At 37.9% G+C, this 21,036-nt stretch carries 21 protein-coding genes; 9 read left to right on the plus strand and 12 right to left on the minus strand.

The window, feature by feature from the left end; genetic code table 11:
* Positions 1-54: 54 nt before the first annotated feature.
* The 12 genes from hydG to rpmH form a co-directional block, all read right to left on the minus strand.
* The gene (hydG, locus tag ACPLOV_RS06105) at positions 55-1,482 is read right to left on the minus strand and encodes a [FeFe] hydrogenase H-cluster radical SAM maturase HydG (protein WP_424909623.1); all 1,428 of its coding nucleotides are present in this window, start codon (positions 1,480-1,482) and stop codon (positions 55-57) included.
* A gap of 162 nt (positions 1,483-1,644) precedes the next feature.
* A complete protein-coding gene (locus ACPLOV_RS06110; RefSeq protein ID WP_424910820.1) occupies positions 1,645-2,490 on the minus strand; it encodes a ParB/RepB/Spo0J family partition protein in 846 nt (281 codons plus the stop codon).
* Positions 2,483-3,244 carry a ParA family protein gene (locus ACPLOV_RS06115; protein ID WP_424908247.1) on the minus strand — a complete coding sequence of 254 codons (762 nt, stop codon included), beginning with the start codon at positions 3,242-3,244 and terminating at the stop codon, positions 2,483-2,485. The genes ACPLOV_RS06110 and ACPLOV_RS06115 overlap by 8 nt, the downstream gene beginning before the upstream one ends.
* Before the next feature lie 86 nt (positions 3,245-3,330).
* The gene (noc, locus tag ACPLOV_RS06120) at positions 3,331-4,128 is read right to left on the minus strand and encodes a nucleoid occlusion protein (RefSeq protein WP_424910821.1); all 798 of its coding nucleotides are present in this window, start codon (positions 4,126-4,128) and stop codon (positions 3,331-3,333) included.
* 96 nt (positions 4,129-4,224) lie between these two features.
* A complete protein-coding gene (gene rsmG / locus ACPLOV_RS06125; protein ID WP_424908249.1) occupies positions 4,225-4,950 on the minus strand; it encodes a 16S rRNA (guanine(527)-N(7))-methyltransferase RsmG in 726 nt (241 codons plus the stop codon).
* Positions 4,940-6,835, minus strand: coding sequence for a tRNA uridine-5-carboxymethylaminomethyl(34) synthesis enzyme MnmG (gene mnmG / locus ACPLOV_RS06130; RefSeq protein WP_424910822.1), 1,896 nt, complete (start codon positions 6,833-6,835; stop codon positions 4,940-4,942). Before mnmG ends, rsmG begins: the two co-directional genes overlap by 11 nt.
* A gap of 12 nt (positions 6,836-6,847) precedes the next feature.
* Positions 6,848-8,230 carry a tRNA uridine-5-carboxymethylaminomethyl(34) synthesis GTPase MnmE gene (mnmE, locus tag ACPLOV_RS06135; protein WP_424910823.1) on the minus strand — a complete coding sequence of 461 codons (1,383 nt, stop codon included), beginning with the start codon at positions 8,228-8,230 and terminating at the stop codon, positions 6,848-6,850.
* A gap of 51 nt (positions 8,231-8,281) precedes the next feature.
* Positions 8,282-8,896: an RNA-binding cell elongation regulator Jag/EloR gene (gene jag / locus ACPLOV_RS06140; RefSeq protein ID WP_424908252.1), complete on the minus strand. Its 615-nt coding sequence runs from the start codon at positions 8,894-8,896 to the stop codon at positions 8,282-8,284.
* The gene (locus ACPLOV_RS06145; RefSeq protein ID WP_424908253.1) at positions 8,896-9,525 is read right to left on the minus strand and encodes a YidC/Oxa1 family membrane protein insertase; all 630 of its coding nucleotides are present in this window, start codon (positions 9,523-9,525) and stop codon (positions 8,896-8,898) included. The genes jag and ACPLOV_RS06145 overlap by 1 nt, the downstream gene beginning before the upstream one ends.
* A 23-nt stretch (positions 9,526-9,548) precedes the next feature.
* A complete protein-coding gene (gene yidD / locus ACPLOV_RS06150) occupies positions 9,549-9,779 on the minus strand; it encodes a membrane protein insertion efficiency factor YidD (protein WP_424908254.1) in 231 nt (76 codons plus the stop codon).
* Complete coding sequence (gene rnpA, locus ACPLOV_RS06155) at positions 9,763-10,119, minus strand: ribonuclease P protein component (RefSeq protein ID WP_424910824.1); 357 nt, start codon at positions 10,117-10,119, stop codon at positions 9,763-9,765. The genes yidD and rnpA overlap by 17 nt, the downstream gene beginning before the upstream one ends.
* A gap of 54 nt (positions 10,120-10,173) precedes the next feature.
* On the minus strand, positions 10,174-10,308 hold the full coding sequence (rpmH, locus tag ACPLOV_RS06160) for a 50S ribosomal protein L34 (protein WP_068747706.1): 135 nt from the start codon (positions 10,306-10,308) through the stop codon (positions 10,174-10,176).
* Positions 10,309-10,475: 167 nt separating this feature from the next.
* Here rpmH and dnaA point away from each other — a divergent pair, with 167 nt between their 5' ends.
* From dnaA to ACPLOV_RS06205, 9 genes are all read left to right on the plus strand, one after another.
* Positions 10,476-11,822, plus strand: coding sequence for a chromosomal replication initiator protein DnaA (dnaA, locus tag ACPLOV_RS06165; protein WP_424908256.1), 1,347 nt, complete (start codon positions 10,476-10,478; stop codon positions 11,820-11,822).
* A gap of 254 nt (positions 11,823-12,076) precedes the next feature.
* Positions 12,077-13,186: a DNA polymerase III subunit beta gene (gene dnaN / locus ACPLOV_RS06170; RefSeq protein ID WP_424910825.1), complete on the plus strand. Its 1,110-nt coding sequence runs from the start codon at positions 12,077-12,079 to the stop codon at positions 13,184-13,186.
* 3 nt (positions 13,187-13,189) lie between these two features.
* A complete protein-coding gene (gene yaaA, locus ACPLOV_RS06175; RefSeq protein ID WP_424908258.1) occupies positions 13,190-13,405 on the plus strand; it encodes a S4 domain-containing protein YaaA in 216 nt (71 codons plus the stop codon).
* Between the two features lies 1 nt (position 13,406).
* The gene (gene recF / locus ACPLOV_RS06180; RefSeq protein WP_424910826.1) at positions 13,407-14,474 is read left to right on the plus strand and encodes a DNA replication/repair protein RecF; all 1,068 of its coding nucleotides are present in this window, start codon (positions 13,407-13,409) and stop codon (positions 14,472-14,474) included.
* A gap of 4 nt (positions 14,475-14,478) precedes the next feature.
* Positions 14,479-14,964 (plus strand): DUF721 domain-containing protein, encoded by a 486-nt coding sequence (locus ACPLOV_RS06185; protein ID WP_424908260.1) that lies wholly within the window; start codon positions 14,479-14,481, stop codon positions 14,962-14,964.
* A 5-nt stretch (positions 14,965-14,969) separates the two neighbouring features.
* A complete protein-coding gene (gene remB, locus ACPLOV_RS06190) occupies positions 14,970-15,227 on the plus strand; it encodes an extracellular matrix regulator RemB (RefSeq protein WP_424908261.1) in 258 nt (85 codons plus the stop codon).
* Between the two features lie 15 nt (positions 15,228-15,242).
* Positions 15,243-17,150, plus strand: a complete 1,908-nt coding sequence (gene gyrB / locus ACPLOV_RS06195) for a DNA topoisomerase (ATP-hydrolyzing) subunit B (protein WP_424908262.1) — start codon at positions 15,243-15,245, stop codon at positions 17,148-17,150.
* A 20-nt stretch (positions 17,151-17,170) separates the two neighbouring features.
* Entirely contained in the window at positions 17,171-19,597 is a 2,427-nt protein-coding gene (gene gyrA, locus ACPLOV_RS06200; protein ID WP_424910827.1) for a DNA gyrase subunit A, read from the plus strand.
* Between the two features lie 19 nt (positions 19,598-19,616).
* Positions 19,617-21,035, plus strand: a complete 1,419-nt coding sequence (locus ACPLOV_RS06205) for an aminotransferase class I/II-fold pyridoxal phosphate-dependent enzyme (protein ID WP_424910828.1) — start codon at positions 19,617-19,619, stop codon at positions 21,033-21,035.
* Position 21,036: the final 1 nt, after the last annotated feature.

A 21,036-nucleotide genomic window follows, 5' to 3' on the forward strand; every position in this document is an offset into this window, starting at 1 on the left:
CTTTAAATTAAAAGTTTTTACGAAAAAACCCGGGGATTTTTCCCGGGTTTTTCACTAAAAGTATAGATCCCTCTCCCCCCGTTCCAATCGCAATAATTTTTCAATAGTCTTTTTTCTGATGGTTTCGTCAGGAATATCCATTAGACTTTTTTGAATTACTTTTTCTCCTATTGCTTTTAATTTTTCATCGGCGTAATCCATCAGAAATTCTTTAAAAGTCAAAATGGCATTCGGCTGGCAAAGGTTCTGTATGTTCCCGGATTTTGCCAGTTCCATGAACCTATCGCCGGTTCTCCCCATTCGGTAGCAGGCAGTACAATAACTGGGCAAGTACCCCTGCTGGCAGAGGGACATCAATACCTCGTTGGGAGTCCTTTTATCTTCTACTTCGAATTGATAACAGGCATTTGTTTCTTTTCTGCTGATTTCGTCGTGATATCCTCCCACACCCGTACATGATCCGGCGCTTATTTGAGAAATACCTACCGAAATAACCTCTTCTCTAAAATCCGGCTTTTCCCTGGTCGAAAGGATCATTCCCGTATAGGGAACGGCAAGTCTTACAATAGCTACAATTTTCTTGAAATCTTTATCGCTTACCAGATACGGGAAGCTTTTCAAATCGACCCCTTTAGCCGGCCTCAACCTGGGGAAGGAAATGGTATGCGGTCCCACCCCGTACTTCTCATCCAAGTATTTGGCGTGCATTATCAGCGCCACCACTTCATATTTAAAATCGTAAAGGCCAAACAGCACGCCCAATCCTACGTCATCTATACCCCCAAGCATGGCTCTGTCCATAGCAGTAGTGTGATAATCATAATCGCTTTTTGGACCGGCAGGATGCATGTATTTGTACGTTGGTCTATGGTAAGTTTCCTGAAATAGTATATACGTTCCAATTCCAACCTCTTTCAATTTTTTATAATTTTCCACCCTGGTGGCGGCTATATTTACGTTGACCCTTCTTATACTGCCGTTTTTTAACTTAGTATCGTACACGGTCTTAATTACTTCCAGAGTATAGTCTATCGGGCAGTTTACCGGGTCTTCCCCCGCTTCTAAGGCAAGTCTTTTATGCCCCATTTCTTCCAGTATTTGCACTTCTTCCCTGACTTCTTCCATGGTCAGCCTTCTTCTCTTGGCATTATTATCTCTTCTGTAACCGCAATACCTGCAGTTGTTTACGCAGTAGTCGCTGAAATAAAGAGGTGCAAATATGACTATCCTGTTACCGTAAATTTTGTTTTTGACTTCCTTAGCAACCAGGTATAATTCTTCCAGTAACTCCTCATCTTCCAAATAAAGTAGGCTTGCCACTTCATTAATATCTAAGCCTTTTGCTTCTCTCGCCTTTTCAATTATCTCCCTTATTTCGCTTTTTGTAGCTTTTTCTCCTCTTTTCAGAGCTTCTAAAATTTTCTGATCATCAATAAAATCTGCCTTTAAATTTTCAGGATCCTCTTTTAATACATACTCCATTACTTTCCCTCCTTAATTTATTGATTTTTAGTGACAATTAATCACCTTTATCCTCCCGGAGGGAAAGCCGTTTTTAAAATTAACATAATTTCCTCCCCCCTTCGTTCAGGAATTTCCCTCCCGTCAGGATATAATTTAAAAAGATGTTTCACGTGAAACAATTTATAGTGTTATTAATTCAATTATCCTCTCCAGCTCTTCCTTAGAGTAAAATTCTATTTCAATCTTGCCTCTTTCTTCATTACCTTTAACCGTTACTTTTGTTCCCAATGCAGAACGCAAAATTTCTTCAATAACATTGAACCTGTTTTCTTCATTTCTTTTTTCTTTATCAGTTTTTCCCTTTATTTTATCTTCTCTCGTCTTTTTAATAAATTCTTCGGTTTCCCTTACTGATAATCCTTCTTTTGAAATCTTTTTAGCCAGTAACAACCTTTCTTCGGAATCTTCTAACGATAATAGAGCCCTTGCATGCCCTGAACTAATTTCCCCCTTAATCATCATACTTTTTATCTCATCGTCCAAATTCAATAATCTCAATGTATTTGCTATAAAAGGCCTGCTTTTGCCGAGCTTTTTTGCCAGTTCCTCCTGAGTTAACCCGCATTGCTCTATTAAAGTCCTGTAGGCTTCAGCTTCTTCAATAGGATTTAAATCTTCCCTCTGGATATTTTCAATTAAAGCGACCTCCATTATTTCTTCCCTGGTTAACTCTTTTACTACAGCAGGAATTTTTTTTAAGCCGGCTATTTTTGCTGCCCTCCATCTTCTTTCACCGGCAACTATTTCATACCCTTTTTCGGTTTTTTTCAGTATAATAGGTTGTATTATTCCGTGAGTTTTTATGGATTCGGCGAGTTCTATTAGTTTTTCTTCATCAAAATTTTTCCTTGGCTGATTTTCCCGTGAATATATTTTATCTACATCTATCTCTATTAGATTCTCTTCTTTTTCTTCATCTACAGGGATTAAAGCCCCGAGTCCCTTACCAAGAGCCTTCTTAGGCAATTCCGAGCACCTCCCTTGCCAGTTCCATATATACTTCGGATCCTCTGGATTTGGGGTCATAGGCGATTATTGGCTTTCCGTGGCTCGGCGCCTCACTCAACCTTACATTCCTGGGGATTATTGTTTTATATACTTTATTTCTAAAAAATTTTTTCACTTCTTCCACTACCTGTATGGATAAATTTGTTCTGGCATCAAACATAGTAAGTAAAACCCCTTCAATTTCAAGGGTTTCATTTAATGATTTTTGAACCAATTTTATTGTATTCATCAGCTGGCTTAAACCTTCTAAAGCATAATATTCGCATTGTATGGGTATCAAAACCGAGTTGGCAGCCGTTAGGGCGTTGATTGTAAGAAGTCCCAGAGAAGGAGGACAATCAATGATAATATAATTATACCGATCGCTTATATTTTCCAAGGATTTTTTTAACAAATACTCTCTTTCTTCCATCATAACAAGTTCTATTTCAGCTCCGGCTAATTGAATATTCGAAGGGATAATGTAGAGGTTTTTATATTTAGTATCCATGATATTTTCTTCAATTGGTTCACCGTTAATTAAAACATTATACAAGGATCCCTTTAATTTTTCTTTATCAATTCCCAGGCCGCTGGTGGAATTCCCCTGCGGGTCTATATCTACTATCAGGACTTTTTTCCCTAAGGAGGCTATACAGGAGCTGAGGTTCACAGCAGTGGTAGTTTTACCCACTCCACCTTTTTGATTTGCAATTGCTATAATCTTTGCCATCCTTTCACCAACCCAGTTTTATTATAATAATTATTTCTATTTTATCATTTTATTTCCTTCTATTAAATAAAAAAAATAATGGTTCACTACCTCTTGGGTATTTGAACCACCAGCTCTATATAATCCCCTTTATCGTATTCCTTATATTCCGCACTAAGGCCTGTGTCTTTTATATTCGATACTAATTTTTTAATCGAATTAACAAATATCCTGATATCCTTTATTGCGATTTTAAGATTTTTTTTCTTATTTTTCTCTTTCTGTTTTTGCTTTGTTATATAGGATTCCACTAATTCTTCAGTTTGCCTAACATTTAAGCTCTTTTCAACTACTTTTTTGATTACCTCCCTTTGCATTTCTTCTTCGGGAAGTTTTAAAAGGGCTCGAGCATGTCTTTCAGTCAGGTTTTCCTGGGAAATAATTTTCAAAATATCAGGTGGTATCTTCAATAAACGTATTTTGTTAGCTATGGTAGACTGGCTTTTCCCTATCCTCATTGCCAATTGTTCCTGAGTTAGACCATGTTCTTCCATGAGAAGCCTGTAGCCTTCCGCTTCCTCTATAAAATTCAAATTTTCCCTTTGCAAATTTTCTATTAATGCCATTATAGCGGTTTCGGTTTCCTTAGCATCTCTAATAATAGCTGGAATTTCCTTCAATCCCGCTATTTTGCTTGCTCTCCATCTTCTTTCGCCAGCAATTAATTCATAGTTTGTTTTTCCAATTCTTCTAACTATTATCGGCTGCAGAACACCATAATTTTTTATGGATTCGGTCAAATCTTTAAGGGAATCATCATCAAAATTTTTTCTCGGCTGATAGGGGTTGGGCTTTATCGCATCTACCGGTATATTTACTATCTCATTTTTCTTCTCCCCCCACACCAATTACCACCGCCTTACATTTTTTCTATTTATTTTTTATAAATTCTATTCTTTTTAGAAATATCCTTCTTTACTGCTAAAAAACAATTTATTCTTTTATTTTATCGGTCTCTTTTCAGGTATACCCGGCCTTCGAGGGTATTTATCCGGTGTCTTTGTTATCTTTCTTATTACTATAATTTTCCTTTTATACCCCGACGGCAAATCGTAGGATATTACATCTTCAATTTTTCCACCCATTATTTCCATTGCTTTAAGCGAACTATCTATTTCCTCCTTTGCCTTTTCCCCCTTCATTGCCAAAAAAAATCCTCCCACCTTCACAAAAGGAAGGCAAAATTCGGCTAAGGTGGAAAGGTTGGAAACCGCCCTTGCTACGGAGTAATCGTAATTTTCCCTGTGTTCACTATTTCTTCCTAAATTTTCCGCCCTATCGTTTATAACACAAATATTTTTTAAATCCAATTTTTTAATAACTTCCTCGAGAAAATCCGTCTTCTTTTTCACAGAATCAAGAAGAGTAATATTCAAATCATCTCTAACAATTTTTAATATTATCCCCGGTATTCCGGCTCCCGTTCCGACATCAATCAATTTTCCCGATTCGCTTAAATTAAACAGTTTAAAAAGATAAAGGGAATCTACTATATGTTTTTCTGCAAATTCCGTTTCATCTATTACAGAAGTTAGATTCGTTATTTCATTATGCTTTATAACTTCCTGAAAATATTTTTCCAGAAGATATAGTTTTTCCTCCGTCAAAAGAATTTCACATTTTAAAAGTTTTTCTTTAAGTATCTCTCTCATAACATTATTCTTCACTTTCTTTTTCCTTTTTTCTTTTTTCCGACTCCAAATAAATCAGTAAAATGGATATATCCGCAGGATTCACGCCGGATATTCTGCTGGCCTGTCCGATAGATTCGGGCCTAATTTTCTTTAGCTTTTGCTTTGCTTCCGTCCGAAGTCCATAGATTTTATCATAGTCAATATCGGGAGGAATTTTCTTATTTTCCAGCTTTTTAAAAGCCTCTACCTGTTTTAACTGCCTGTTTATATATCCTTCATAGGCAATTTCCACTTCCACCTGTTCGATTATTTCCTTTGGCAAATCCGGTCTATCCTTATCGAATACCTTTATCTTCTCATAGTCCAATTCCGGCCTTTTCAATAAGTCCTCCAAGGTTACCGGGGTGTTTATCGGACTTGTTCCTATTTTTTCGAGTTCTTCATTTACCTCCTGATTTGGCGTAATCTTAATATTTCTCAATCTTTCTATTTCTTCCTCTATCATCTTCTTTTTCTTCAAAAACTTCCGGAACCTGTCTTCACTTATTAATCCTATTTTATATCCTATTTCAGTAAGCCTCATATCCGCGTTGTCATTTCTCAAAATCAGCCTGTATTCCGCCCGAGAAGTAAGCATTCTATAAGGTTCGTTTGTACCTTTTGTTACCAGGTCGTCTATCAATACACCTATATACGCATCGGATCTTTTCAATATCAAAGGTTCTCTATCCTTTAATTTTAACGCTGCGTTTATGCCAGCAATTAAACCCTGGGCAGCAGCTTCTTCATAACCCGAAGTTCCATTAATCTGGCCTGCCATATACAATCCTTCAATTTCTTTTGTTTCCAGGGTCAGCTGCAGCTGCGTAGGAACTACGTAATCGTATTCTATAGCGTATCCGGGTCTCATTAGTTTCACGTTTTCCAGACCTTTAATTGATCGCAACATCATAACCTGTACATCCTCGGGTAAACTTGTGGAAACTCCCTGAACGTACATTTCATTGGTATTGAGCCCTTCCGGCTCAATGAATACTTGATGGGATTCTTTATCTGAAAATCTCACTACCTTATCCTCTATACTCGGACAGTATCTTGGTCCGACACCTTTTATATCTCCTCTATACAGGGGAGCCCTGTGGAGATTTTCGAGGATTATCTCGTGGGTCTTTTTTGTAGTATATGTCAGCCAGCAGGAAACCTGAGGTCTATTTAACACTTCTGTTTCGTAGGAAAAAGGAATCATTATTTCGTCTCCCGGTTGCTCTATCATTTTGGAAAAATCTACTGATTTTTTATGAATTCTTGGAGGCGTTCCCGTTTTGAACCTGCCCAGTTCAAAACCCAAGTCCAGTAAACAATTGGATAGTTCGTTTGCGGGAAATAGTCCGTTGGGGCCACCGCTGTAATTAACATCTCCGATTATTATTCTGCTTCTCAAATACACTCCGGTAGTGAGAATAACGGCATTGGCGTAATAAACTCCTCCCGTTCGCGTAACAACTCCCTTTACCTTCTTATTTTTTGTAATAATTTTTACCACTTCACCCTGGACTATATCCAGGTTTTCTTGACTTTCTAAGGTATATTTCATTGAAAATTGATAAGCCTTTTTATCCGCCTGAGCCCTTAATGCCCTTACAGCAGGACCCTTCTTCGTATTTAGCATTCTTACCTGAATTAATGTTTTATCGGTGTTTTTAGCCATTTCGCCACCCAGCGCATCTATCTCCCTCACCAAGTGACCTTTTGCAGGACCTCCTATGGAAGGGTTGCACGGCATCATAGCAATACTATCCAAATTTATTGCGAATACCACCGTTTTCAATCCCAGCCTTGCACAGGCAAGGGCAGCCTCACAACCGGCATGTCCTGCACCCACAACTGCCACATCATAATATCCAGCAGTATATTCCATATCACTTCACCTTCATTTCCCTATACAAAAATTTTCAAATATAGCATCGAGAATATCCTCTTTAACGCTGTCCCCGGTAATCTCACCCAAATATTCCCATGCTTCTCTTATATAAATAGCGCTTATTTCCATTGGGAGATTGTTTTCTACAGTAATTTGTGCTTCTTTCAAACTTTCTATTGCTTTGTTTATTGCTTCTATATGTCTTTGAGCTGTAATTATTATACCTTCTTCCAGGGAACCCACTTCATTAACGATTAATTCGTAAATTTCCTCCCTCAACAATTCTATACCCTCATCTCTCAGTGCCGATATTTTTACAATTCTTTTCCCCGGCAGAAGTTCTTTCACCTTTTGCTCATCTATTTTTTGTCCCAGATCTATTTTGTTAAAGATGATTAGAAGCCTTTTTTCCCTTATATTTTCTATTATTTTGTAATCCTCTTCCTCTAATTCGCCAAAAGCATCCACCACAAAAAGCACCAGTTCGGCTCCCTGTACCTTTTCCATTGCCCTCTCCACACCTATTTTTTCTACAGGGTCCTTTGTGTCTCTTATACCTGCTGTATCAATTATTTTAATGGGTATTCCTTTAACATTTATATATTCTTCAATTACATCCCTTGTAGTTCCTGGTATTTCGGTGACAATCGCCCTTTTTTCCATAAGCAGGGCGTTTAGGAGCGAGGATTTTCCTACATTAGGTTTGCCAATTATAACCGTTGAGATTCCTTCTCTTAATATTTTCCCGGCACCAGCCTTTTCTTTTAAATTATTCAATCTTTCAATATTGTAATATATATTTTTAAGAATAATATCTGGTGAAGCTTCGGGTATCTCCTCTTCAGGAAAATCGATATTTGCTTCTACTAAGGCAATAACGCTTAACAGGCTGTCCATTATTTCCTTTATTTTTTCCGAAATTTTACCCTTTAACTGGTCCACCGCCACTTTAAGGGCTTTATCGGTTTTTGCCCTTATTATATCTATCACGGCTTCTGCCTGGGAAAGGTCAATCCTTCCGTTTATAAAGGCTCTTTTTGTAAATTCACCGGGTTGTGCAAGCCTTGCCCCATTTCTTAATACCAAATTTAATATCTTTCTCACAGCGGTGAAGCCCCCATGGGAGTGAATTTCCACCATATCCTCCGTGGTATAGGAATTTGGGGCTTTAAATTTTACCAGCAATACCTCGTCCACTACATATTTTTCTTCATCATCATATATATTCCCGAGATACATTGTCCTGGGCTTCATCTCTTCAAAGCTTATCTTGCTTTTTGGGTAAAATAATTTTTTTGCTATCTTAAAACTTTCTTCACCGCTAATCCTTATTATTCCTATTCCGCCTTCACCCATCGGTGTTGAAATGGCAGCAATAGTATCTTCCTTCATTTTCAAAAACCCCTTTATTTGTAATATGACCTCATGGTATAAACCATGAGGTCATTTCAAGGATATTACAACCCTTCTATAAGGTTCTTCTCCCTCACTGTGAGTCTTAACGCGTGGATCGTTTTGCAGTGTCTTATGAATAATTTTTCTTTCGTAAGGAGGCATGGGTTCCAATTTAATGCTTTTTTTTGTCTCTTTCACCCTCTTTGCCATTTTTACGGCAAGTTCCACCAGTGCTCTTTCTCTCTTCTCCCTATAATTTTCTACATCTATTACTATTTTTATGTATTCATGCCATCCCTTATTAGCAACTAAATTTACCAGGTACTGAAGAGAATTTAAGGTTTCCCCGTGTTTCCCTATTATTACTCCCAATCCTCTTCCTTTTACATTTATTTTGAAAAAATCTTCTATTTTTTCAGTCTCTATTTCGGCATACAGGTCTAATCTTATTAATAGCCCCTTTAAAAATTTAACGGCTTTTTCTTCCGGCCTTTCCTTTAATCTGACCCTAACCCTTGCCTGTTTTGACAAAATCCCAAAAAGGCCCCGGCTTCCCTCTTCTAAAACCGTTATTTCCACTTCTTCCCTTTTCGCACCCAATTCCCTCAGGGCACACTCCACTGCCTCCTCTACCGTTTTACCCTGCTTTTCAATTTCTTTCATTACTTTGCCCCCTCTCCTTTAGAGGCTGTCGGTCTAACAATAATTAGCTGCTGAATAATTTGAATTATATTACTTACCACCCAGTAAAGCGCCAGTCCCGACGGAAATTTTAACGCCATCCATCCAATGAACCCGGACATAACAATATTCATTGTACTTTGCTGCTGGTCTGCTTTTCCCGGCGTAGTCATCTTTGAAGATAAATAAGTAGTCAAAGCAGCAAGTACAGGCAGGATGTAGGTTTTATCGGGAGCTCCCAGATTGGTGATCCATAAAAACCCCGTATTTCCGAAATTATAATGCTGTAATAAACTAAACAGTGCTATAATAAATGGGAATTGAATTAACAGGGGAAGACATCCTCCCATAGGGTTATAACCGTGTTTTTTATAAAGTTCCATTAATTCCTTGTTCAATTTCTGGGGGTCATTTTTGTACTTTTCCTGAAGTTTTTTCTGTTCGGGGGCAATTTCTTGCATTTTCTTTAATGAATTAAACTGTTGAAAACTAAAGGGTAAAAGAACAATCTTAATAATCACCGTCAGAATAATAATAGACAAACCGTAACTTCTCGTATAAATATAAAGGAAATCCATCAAACTTTTCATTATATTTTCTAAAAAAGCCACACAGAGCTCCTCCTTAATTTTTTTTATTCCACGGGGTCATATCCGCCGGGATTAAACGGGTGGCATCTTAAAATCCTTTTTACCGCCATCCTGATTCCTTTTATAACCCCGTATTTCTCAATGGAAATCTTTGCATATTCGGAACAGGTGGGATAAAACCGGCAGGTTCTTGGTTTCAAAGGCGAAATATACCTCTGATAAAGTATAATAATAAATATTAGAAATTTTTTGCCGGCATCATTCAATCTGTTCATTTTGTTCCACCCATAATTCCATCTTTTTTAAATTTTCCACAACTTTGCTTTCAATTTCCCAGTAATTGTATTTCGTTATTTCACTTTTTGCGGAAATTACTATATCGTAACCGGGCTTTATTTTATTGTAATTTTTTCTTAAAATCTCCCTTAAACGCCTTTTAACCTTATTTCTCACAACGCTTTTTCCGATTTTTTTGCTTACCGAAATTCCGAACCTGGAATATCCTATCCTGTTTTTTTTTGCGTACATGCTAAAAAGAGGGCATACCATTCGCCTTCCCTTTTTATAAACCAAATTAAATTCAAAATTTTTTGTTAATCTAAGGCGCTTTTCCAAATCCTTTTGCCCTCCGAAAAATCCAGCCTTAGGCCGCATTGATTTTCTTGCGGCCTACGCTGTTAATCTTTTTCTTCCTTTTAACCTTCTTCTTTTAATTACATCTCTTCCGCTCTTTGTCCTCATTCTCTTTCTAAAACCGTGAACCTTTTTTCTGTACCTGTTATTAGGGTTATAAGTAGGTTTCAAAGCTTCACCCCCTCGGGAATAAAAAACTATATAGATTATAGCTTAATTATTTGATAATTGTCAAGAAAATAGATTTTTATTGAATAAAAGAGTATATTTTGCTATCATTTTATTAGCCTTCTATGGCTTTATTTTCTTTTTTTATTATCCGAGGAGGTTTCACTTTTATGACCGGAAATCTTTCTGATATTTGGCAACATGTCCTGAAAATTCTCGGGAGTGAATTGAACAACGATGTAACCTACAATACTTTTCTTAAACCCACAAAGCTCGTTTCTTTAAGTGAAGGTATTGCGATAGTCGAGGTTCCCAATGATTTTATAAAAGGTGTCCTGGAAAAACGATATCTCAATTTATTAAAAGATATTCTTACATCCATTCTCAACTCCGATATATCCCTCACTTTTTCCGTAAGTGAATCTTCTACAGCAGAGAATAATACAGGGGTTCAAATAGAAAAAGAAATCGTTAAAACCTCTGATGACGGTCAATCTAACCTGAATCCCAAATATACCTTTGACACCTTTGTGGTGGGAAACAGCAACCGGTTTGCCCATGCAGCATCCTTAGCCGTAGCCCAATCCCCCGCAAAGGCTTACAATCCTTTTTTTATATACGGCGGGGTGGGGCTTGGAAAAACCCACCTGATGCACGCTATAGGCCACTACATTTTAGAGCATAACCCGTACTGCAAAGTAGTATACGTTTCTTCTGAAAAATTTACAAACGAACTTATTAACTCCATTAGAGACGATAAAAATGTAGAGTTTAGAAATAAATACAGGAATATTGATGTTTTACTAATTGACGACATCCAGTTTATTGCCGGTAAAGAAAGGACTCAGGAGGAGTTTTTCCACACCTTTAACGCCCTTTACGAAGCCAATAAACAAATAATAATTTCCAGCGACAGACCCCCAAAAGAAATACCAACATTAGAGGAACGCTTAAGATCCCGTTTTGAATGGGGACTTATCACCGATATTCAACCCCCCGACTTTGAGACAAGGATAGCTATTCTACGAAAAAAGGCTTTAATGGAAAACCTTACCGTACCCGATGAAGTAATCAATTTTATTGCCGAGAAAATTGAAACAAATATCCGAGAGCTGGAAGGAGCCCTTATAAGGATAGTAGCCTACTCTTCTCTGACAAATAAACCCATTGACCTATCCTTAGCCGAGTTAGTATTAAAGGATCTTCTTCCCAATACAAAACAAAAGAACGTAACCATATCGGATATTCTCCATGCGGTAGGCGCTCATTTTTCCATAAGAATTGAAGATTTTAAATCTAAAAAGAGAACGAAAGAGCTGGCATACGCAAGACAGATTGCTATGTACTTAGCCAGAGAATTAACCGACTATTCCCTTCCTAAGATAGGAGAAGAGTTCGGCGGAAGGGACCATACTACGGTGATTCACGCCTGTGATAAAATTGCAAAAGACATGGCAAAAGACAAAGAACTCGCTTCTATATTGGATACTTTGAAAAGAAAAATTATCAACGGTTAATTGTGGAAAATTCCTTTACATCTTCTGAATACTTTGTGGATTTTTGTGGATAATTTTACGGGTAATCCCCTTTATGTTAATTATTAATAATAAGTTGTACCCCATATCCACAAGTTATTAAATTCTAAAAAACCTTATTTGAAAGTTATTCACAATATTTATCCACATATCCACAGCACTTACTACTACTCCTACTAAAGATAAATCCCTCTATGAAAAATAAAAAAATTAGTATAAGTGAGGGAGTGTATAAAATGATTTTTTCTATAGAAAAAGATAAAATCACCGACATTTTGAATACGGTAGAGAAATTTGTTCCAAATAAAACCACAATACCCATACTTTCGGGTATAAAATTTACTGCAAAAAATAATACCTTAATCCTTACGGCCACGGATTTGGATATAGGTATAGAGACAGCAGTTAGTGCAGATATTATTGAAGAGGGTAGTGCTGTTTTACCTTCAAAAGTGTTTTTAGAAATAATGAGAAAACTTCCAAAGGGAAATATATTTTTTAACAAAAAAGAAGATAAGATAACGGTGGAATCGGGAGAGATAAAATTATCCTTACCCTGCTTTGAACCCTACGATTTCCCGGAAATAATTCCCGAAAAATCCTTTCCTCTTTTAAGGATTTCCCATGAAGTGTTTAAAAAAATGGTTAAACAGACAATTTTTGCGACAGCTGAAGAATCCCTCTCAAGACCTGTTCTTACCGGAGAGCTCCTGGAAGTTAAAGAGGGAAGGTTTAATATAGTGGCTTTGGATGGTTTTCGTATTGCCTGGAGATGGGAAGATGTAGATGCAAAAGATTTTAGTATAATAGTTCCCGGAAAAACTTTATCCGAATTTTCTAAAATAGATTTAGAGGATGAGGATAAAGATTTTGAATTACATTATTCCGACAACCGGGTTATTTTTAAATCAAAGGCGAAAACCATAACTTCAAGGGTTTTAGAGGGAAAATTTATTGACTACAGGGAAATTGTAAAAGTTGAACCAAAGGTTAAGGTGACATCAAATACCGATGAGCTTTTGGAAAGCATAGAAAGGGCTTATGTTTTTGCAAAAGAAGGTAGTAAAAACAACGTAGTAAAACTGGATATCAAAAAGGATGTAATAACTGTAAGTTCCGAGTCGGAAGCGGGGATTTTCACTGAAAACGTGAAATGCAAAACATCGGGGGAGGATTTACTGGTGGCTTTTAATGCAAAATTTTTAATTGATGCTTTAAAATCCATAGAATATCCCGAAATATCTATGGATTTCGGTGGAGAGGTAAATCCGATGATAATTAAGCCCTTGAATGTGGAAAATCATATAAACTTTTTACTTCCCATACGCTTGAGGAGTGAAGGGTAAAGTATGGATGTGATAATAAAAACGGATTGGATAAAACTGGATTCGTTTTTAAAATGGGCAAATTTAGTGTCTACCGGAGGTCAGGCAAAAGTTTTGATACAGGAAGGCAAAGTCAGGGTAAACGGAGAAGTAGAAACAAAAAGGTCGAGAAAAATTTACCCGGGGGACGAAGTGGAGGTAGAAGGGATAAAGTATACGGTAAAAGGCGGGAGTGAATGATTTGAAAATAGTAGAACTCCGTCTTTGTAATTTCAGGAATTTTAAAGAACAGCAATTTTTTTTTGGAAATATCAATGTAATTTTCGGGAAAAATGCCCAGGGAAAGACAAATATACTGGAAGCCATTTATTACCTGTGCAATTTCAGGCCTGTAAAAACAACTAAGGAAATAGAAGTTATAAATTTCGATAGCGATTTTTCTTACATAAAAGGGATTTTTGAGGATAATGGAGACTTAATAGACAGGGAAATTTTTTTAAACAGGGACGGTACAAAAAAGATAAAAGAAATGGGTTTTGAGATAAAAAAGGTAAAGGATATATCCAGCAGGATAAGAACAATTTTTTTTTCACCCGACAATCTTTCACTGGTAAAAGGAAGCCCATCTGTCCGGAGAAGGTTTTTTGACTCATTAATTTCCGAAATTAAACCGGCTTATTACAATTATTTAAAAGATTACTTCAGGGTATTAATGCAAAAAAATAAACTGATTAAAAATCAAGATAGAAAGTTTTTCTATAACAGAGAACTTGTAGAAGTATTCAATGATAAGATTATAGATTTTTCTTCAGTAATTGTTAAAATGAGATTGGCATTTTTAAAAAAATTTATACCCTTTGTTAACGAATTTTACGCAGATTTTTCAGGAAATAATACATTAATTGACTTAAAGTACAATTCCCCTATTGCCGAGGTAGGGGAATTTTCGATAGATGACATAAAATTGAAGATAAAAGAAGAGATGAAAAGAGGGTATCAGGGCCCTCATACGGATGATTATATATTTTTGTCGGGCGGCAGGGAAATAAAAAGGTACGGTTCCCAGGGAGAGATAAGGACTCTGGTTTTAGGCCTGATTTTCAGCAGGGGAAAAATTATATATGAATATGCAGGCAAAAGGCCTATAATTTTGCTGGATGACGTGCTTTATGAATTAGATTATAATCGGAGGGAGAATTTATTGAAGGGCGATTACGGTCAATTATTTATTACGGCAACCGATATAAAAAACCTTCCCGATGAAATTTTAAAAAGGGCATCTCTCATTTGCCTTCCCAAGGAAGGATGATTTGATGGAAAAAATAAGTGATGTATTAAAAAAAAGGTATAAAATTTTGGATGTCAATTTGAAACTGACCGAGGCAATAATAAGAATTTACTACAAAGATATAGTCGGTCAGGAAATTTATAAAATTTCGGAACCTATGGCCTTAAAAGGGAAGACCCTGTTTCTGGGAGTAAAAAATTCCGTTTGGGCTCATCATCTTTTATATTTTAAAGAGGAAATAATAAAAAAGATAAACAGCAGATTTGGCAAAAGGGTGGTAAAGGATCTAAGATTTGTGGTTTCCTGGGAAGAAAAAAACAGAGAGGAAGAAAAATATAATGAATTTAACGAGAACCTTTACATTCCGTTAGATTTGACTAATGTAAACCTTCCCGATGAAAAAACTGCGTGGATTGATAGGGTATGTGCTGATATAACCGATGAGGTATTGAAGGAAAAATTAAAGGAAATTATGAAAAAAGACGTGATTTTTAAAATGCAAAAGAGGTGAGTTTTTTGTTTATCCATATAGGTAAAAATACGGTGATAAAAAGCAGGGACGTCATAGCAATTTTGGACAGCAGTACGGCTAAATCTGCGGCTACATCGGAGTTTTTACAGATAGCAAAGGAGGAAGGTTTTATAAAAAGTGAAGAACAAGAGGGCAAGTCTATAATAATAACGGAAAAGAATATATATTTTTCACCTATTTCTTCCATTACCCTGTTAAAAAGGGCTAATATTCTGTTAGATTTAAATGATTACATTGTTTGATACGGGGGTTTTAAAATGGATAAAAAACTGGTTTACGATGAAACAAAAATTGAAGTACTGGAAGGGTTGGAACATGTAAGGTTAAGGCCGAGCATGTATATTGGATCTACTGACATCAAGGGGCTTCACCATCTGGTTTTCGAGGTGGTGGATAACAGTGTGGATGAAGCTTTAGCGGGTTACTGCAAAAATATAGAGGTTGTTATAAGAAAGGATGGAGCAATTAGTGTGGATGATGACGGAAGGGGAATTCCGGTAAAAATCCATCCGAAAGTAGGTAAACCCGCATTGGAAGTGGCTTTAACCCGGCTCTACGCCGGAGGTAAATTTGGAGCCGGTGGCTATAAAGTTTCCGGCGGGCTTCACGGAGTGGGAGTATCCGTTGTAAATGCCTTATCGGAATGGCTTGAGGTGGAAGTAAAATGGGACGGCTTTTTATACAGGCAAAAATACGAAAGGGGTAAGCCCGTTACCGAAGTTGAGAAAATTAAAGAAGTGACCGGTACGGGTACTAAGGTCACATTCCTCCCGGATAAGGAGATTTTCGAAGAAACTAACTTCAATTTTGATATCCTCGCTCAGCGTTTGAGGGAACAGGCTTTTTTAACGAAAGGCCTTAAAATAGTTTTGAGGGATGAACGCACCAATAAAGAACAGGTTTACCATTACGAAGGAGGAATAGTATCCTTTGTCAAGTATTTAAACAGGAATAAGGATGTACTGCACGAAGAGCCGATTTTTATGAGTGCCGGTAAAAAGGACGAATGGGAAGTAGAGGTGGCGATTCAGTACAACGATTCCTATACCGAAAACGTATTAAGCTTTGCCAACAATATTAACACTTTAGAGGGAGGCACTCATTTAATTGGATTTAAGACCGCACTGACCAGGGTAATAAACGATTATGCAAGAAAAATTAATCTCTTAAAAGAACAGGACCAGAATCTGTCCGGAGACGATATAAGGGAAGGTTTAACGGCGGTAATAAGCGTTAAATTAAGAAACCCCCAGTTTGAGGGACAGACCAAAACGAAGCTGGGGAATAGCGAAATGAGAAGCATTGTCGACCAGGTGGTAAGCGAGGGGATGTCAAAATTTTTAGAAGAAAATCCCTCCATAGCAAGGACGATTGTAGAAAAAGCAATAAGTGCGGCGAGAGCAAGGGAAGCTGCAAGAAAGGCGAGAGAGCTGGTAAGAAGAAAGAACGCTCTGGATAAAACCACCCTCCCCGGAAAACTTGCGGACTGCAGCGAAAAAGACCCAAAATTATGTGAATTATATTTGGTGGAGGGAGACTCAGCAGGAGGTTCGGCGAAACAGGGGAGGGATCCAAAGTTTCAGGCTATACTTCCCCTGAGGGGTAAAATATTAAATGTGGAAAAGGCAAGACTGGACAAGGTGCTTTCCAATGAAGAAATACGGGCAATGATTATGGCACTGGGTACAGGAATTGGAGATGATTTCGATATCGATAAGTTGAGATATCATAAAATTATACTCATGGCCGATGCGGATGTGGACGGTGCTCATATTAGAACCCTGCTTTTGACGTTTTTTTACAGGTTTATGCGTCCCCTTATCGAAGCGGGAAAGGTCTACATTGCTCAGCCGCCCTTATATAAGATTTCTAAGGGGAAGGAAACTCATTACGCTTACAGCGATGAAGAATTAAAAGCAATTCTGGAAAAGATGAAGGACAAGGATAAGGTTGAGATAAAGAGGTTTAAAGGTCTCGGTGAAATGAATGCGGACCAGCTATGGGAAACCACCATGAATCCTAAGACGAGGACAATTTTGAAAGTAAATTTAGAGGACGCCATTGAAGCGGATGAGATATTTACGATTTTAATGGGGGAAAAGGTGGAACCGAGAAAACAGTTTATATTTGAACATGCTCAAGAGGTAAGAAATCTTGATGTCTAAAATAGAACGGGGGTTTTATAATGGCTGAAACTTACGGGAAAGTAATGCCTGTGGCTATAGAAGAAGAAATGAAAAAGTCTTATATAGATTATGCCATGAGCGTAATTGTAGGAAGGGCTTTGCCTGATGTAAGGGATGGATTAAAACCAATACACCGGCGAATCCTGTACGCCATGAGCGAACTTAACCTGACTCCCGACAGGCCCCACAGAAAATCAGCGACAATTGTGGGAGATGTGATGGGAAAATATCATCCCCACGGAGATGCGGCAATTTACGATGCAATGGTGCGAATGGCCCAGGATTTTTCCATCAGGTACCCTTTAATAGACGGACATGGGAACTTCGGCTCGGTGGATGGAGACCCGCCGGCGGCCATGAGGTACACCGAGGCCAGGCTTTCAAAAATTGCCTTAGAAATGCTTTCGGATATAGACAAGGATACGGTGGATTTTATTCCTAACTTTGATGAAACCTTAAAAGAACCCAGGGTTTTACCATCTCGCTTTCCCAATCTTCTCGTAAATGGTTCATCGGGAATTGCGGTGGGAATGGCGACGAATATTCCGCCCCACAATCTTTCAGAAGTTATAGACGGCACTATCATGATGATTGAAAATAAGGACGTTACCCCACAAGAGCTAATGAAGGTAATAAAAGGCCCGGATTTTCCAACGGGGGGAATTATCGTAGGAACTGAAGGAATAAGAGAGATGTACACCACGGGAAGGGGATCAATTGTCATAAGGGCAAAGGCAAAAATTGAGGTGGAACACGGAAGGGAAAAAATTATAATTAACGAAATTCCCTATATGGTAAACAAAGCAAAACTTATTGAAAAGATTGCAGAACTGGTGAGGGATAAGCACATAGAAGGGATTACCGATATAAGGGATGAAAGCGATAGAAACGGCATCAGGGTAGTAATTGAAATAAGAAAGGACTCCAGTGCTAAGGTGATATTGAATAAATTATACAAACATACCCAGATGCAGGTCACCTTTGGGGCAATAATGCTGGCACTGGTTGACAACAGGCCAATGGTCTTAAATTTAAGGGATATAATATATTACTATCTTGAACACCAGAAGGATGTTATTGTACGCCGTACAAAGTATGAATTGGCGAAAGCCCGGGAAAGGGTACATATCCTTGAAGGTTTGAGGATAGCCCTTGCAAATTTAGATGAAGTGATTTCGCTTATCAGAAAATCAAAGGATGTTCCAACGGCCAAGGAAGGGTTAATAAAAAAATTTAACCTTACCGAAAAACAGGCTCAGGTAATTCTCGATATGAGGCTGCAGAGGTTGACAGCCCTTGAGAGGCAAAAAATTGAGGAGGAATACAAAGAATTACTGCAGAAGATTGAATACTACGAAAAAGTGCTTTCCGATGAGAAAATGGTCCTGGGAATAATAAAAGAAGAGCTTCTGGCAATAAAAGAAAAATTCAAGGATGAGAGAAGGACGGCAATTGTGGAAGATATCGAAGAAATAAGCGAAGAAGACCTGATTGCCCAGGAAGACGTGGTAATCACCATGACTCATTTAGGGTATGTAAAGAGGATGCCCCTTTCAGGTTATAAAAGCCAGAGAAGGGGCGGTAAAGGGGTAAATGGAATCACCACCAGGGAAGAAGACTTTGTAGAAAAAATCTTCGTTGCATCCACACACCATGTGCTCCTTTTCTTTACAAACTCAGGAAATGTGTACAGGTTAAAAGCCCACGAAGTTCCGGAAACCAGCAGAACCGCAAAAGGAACGGCAATTGTAAATTTAATTAATTTAAAACCGAAAGAAAAAATCACAGCCGTTATTCCTATTAAAGATTTCGATGAGGCAAATTACATTGTAATGGTAACCAAAAACGGTCTTATAAAAAAGACACTTCTTTCGGAATTTAAAGCCATGAGGAAGACGGGAATTATAGCGATTAATTTGAATCCCGAAGATGAATTAATTGGAGTAAACCTGGCCAATGATGAAAATGAGGTAATCCTGGCTACATTAAAAGGGCTGAGCATCAGGTTCAAGGTTAAGGACGTTTCACCCTTGGGAAGGTCTGCTAAGGGTGTAAAAGCCATGTCCCTTCAGGAAGACGACAGGATAGTAGCCTTTGATATGGTTGTTGATGACAGGGATGTGTTTATTATAACCGAAAAGGGATTTGGAAAACGCACTCCCATTAGCGAATACCGGCTGCAATCAAGGGGTGGAAAGGGCATTATAACGCAAAAGATTACCGAAAAGACGGGATACGTGGTTTCTTTGAGGACCGTATCCGATAAAGACGATATAATAATTTCTACGGCTAATGGTATGATGATAAGATTAAAGGTGGAAGGAATACCCGTGACGGGTAGAAACACCAGGGGAGTGACATTGATTAAATTGGAAAAAGAGGATTCGGTTTCGGCAGTGGCGGTGGTGAGCGAGGAAGAAGAATAGGAAAAAAAGGGGAATGGGAATGTTTAAAGAAGATGCTCCTTTAATGAATCTTTTAAAGGAGTACGTAAAAAAAGACCCCGTAAGATTTCACATGCCCGGACATAAAGGTAAGTTTATATTTTCCCTCCAGAAATTGCTCTCCGAGAATTTATATAAATTTGACGTAACGGAAATCCCAGGTTTTGACAATTTGCATCAACCGGAAGGGATTTTAAAACAATCCCAGAGGAATTTAGCATCTTTGTATGGTTCCAGGAGGTCTTTTTACTTAGTAAACGGGGCCACCTCCGGAATAATTGCAGCTATGGCTTCCTTCCTGAAAGAAGGGGATAGGGTATTAGTTCCCAGGAATTCCCACAGGTCGGTTTTAAACGGCATTATTCTTACGAGATCCGACCCCGTTTACTTAATTCCCGGGGTGGATACCGAACTGGGTATATGTCTTGATGTTCCGGAGGAAAAATGGGTTTCGGCCATTGAAAAGGAGAAAAATATAAAAGCATTGCTGGTAACAAATCCGAATTACAACGGGATATGCCCGGATATCGAAAAAATAATAAAAACTGCCCGAAAAAAGAACATCAAAACAATAGTAGATGAAGCCCACGGACCTCATTTTAAATTTTCAAAAAAGCTTCCCCCGTCGGGTGTAGATTACAAAGCGGAAATTACCGTTCAAAGTCCGCATAAAATGCTATTATCGCTCACTCAGAGCGCCTGGCTTCATTTTAACGGCCCCGGAAAGGAAGAGGAGGTGATAAGGGAAAATCTCTCCCTTATTACCTCCACGAGCCCCTCTTACATTTTGATGGCTTCCCTGGAACTGGCCGTAATTTTTTTAAAAAAATTCGGAGCAAAATTTGTGGAAAAAGGGGTGGAACTTGCAGAATTGGCAAGGAGGGGGATAAACCGGTTTACACCCTTTTACTGTCCCGGTGTGGATTACGCTAAGAGCAAAGGTTTTTTCTACGATGTTTCCCGATTAATAATTAACACTTCTTCCTCGGGTTATAGCGGATTATATGTAGAAAAAATTTTAAGAAAGCAATATAATATTTTTACAGAGTATGCGGATTTGAATAATATATACCTTCTAATCACAGGAGCTAATTCAAAAAGAGATGTTTTGAAACTTATAAAGGCTTTATCTACTTTCAGGAAAAAGAAAGGCAAAATTTTCCCGGTAGGAATTTTAAAAAAGCTCCCCGAAAGGATTTTGTTACCCCATGAGGTATTTTTAGGGGATTTTGAATATATCCCCTTAAAAAATTCCCCGGGCAGAATATGCAGAAACCCGGTGATACCCTATCCGCCGGGAATTCCGGTTTTAAACCCGGGGGAGCTGATTACTAAGGAACATGTGGAATTATTGGAAGAGCTCGTGGCAAATAATTATATCTGTCAGGGTATAAAAAATAAATGTATTGCGGTGGTGTAAA

Source organism: Thermovenabulum sp. (genome assembly GCF_049723235.1).
Lineage (GTDB): Bacteria > Bacillota > Thermosediminibacteria > Thermosediminibacterales > Thermosediminibacteraceae > Thermovenabulum.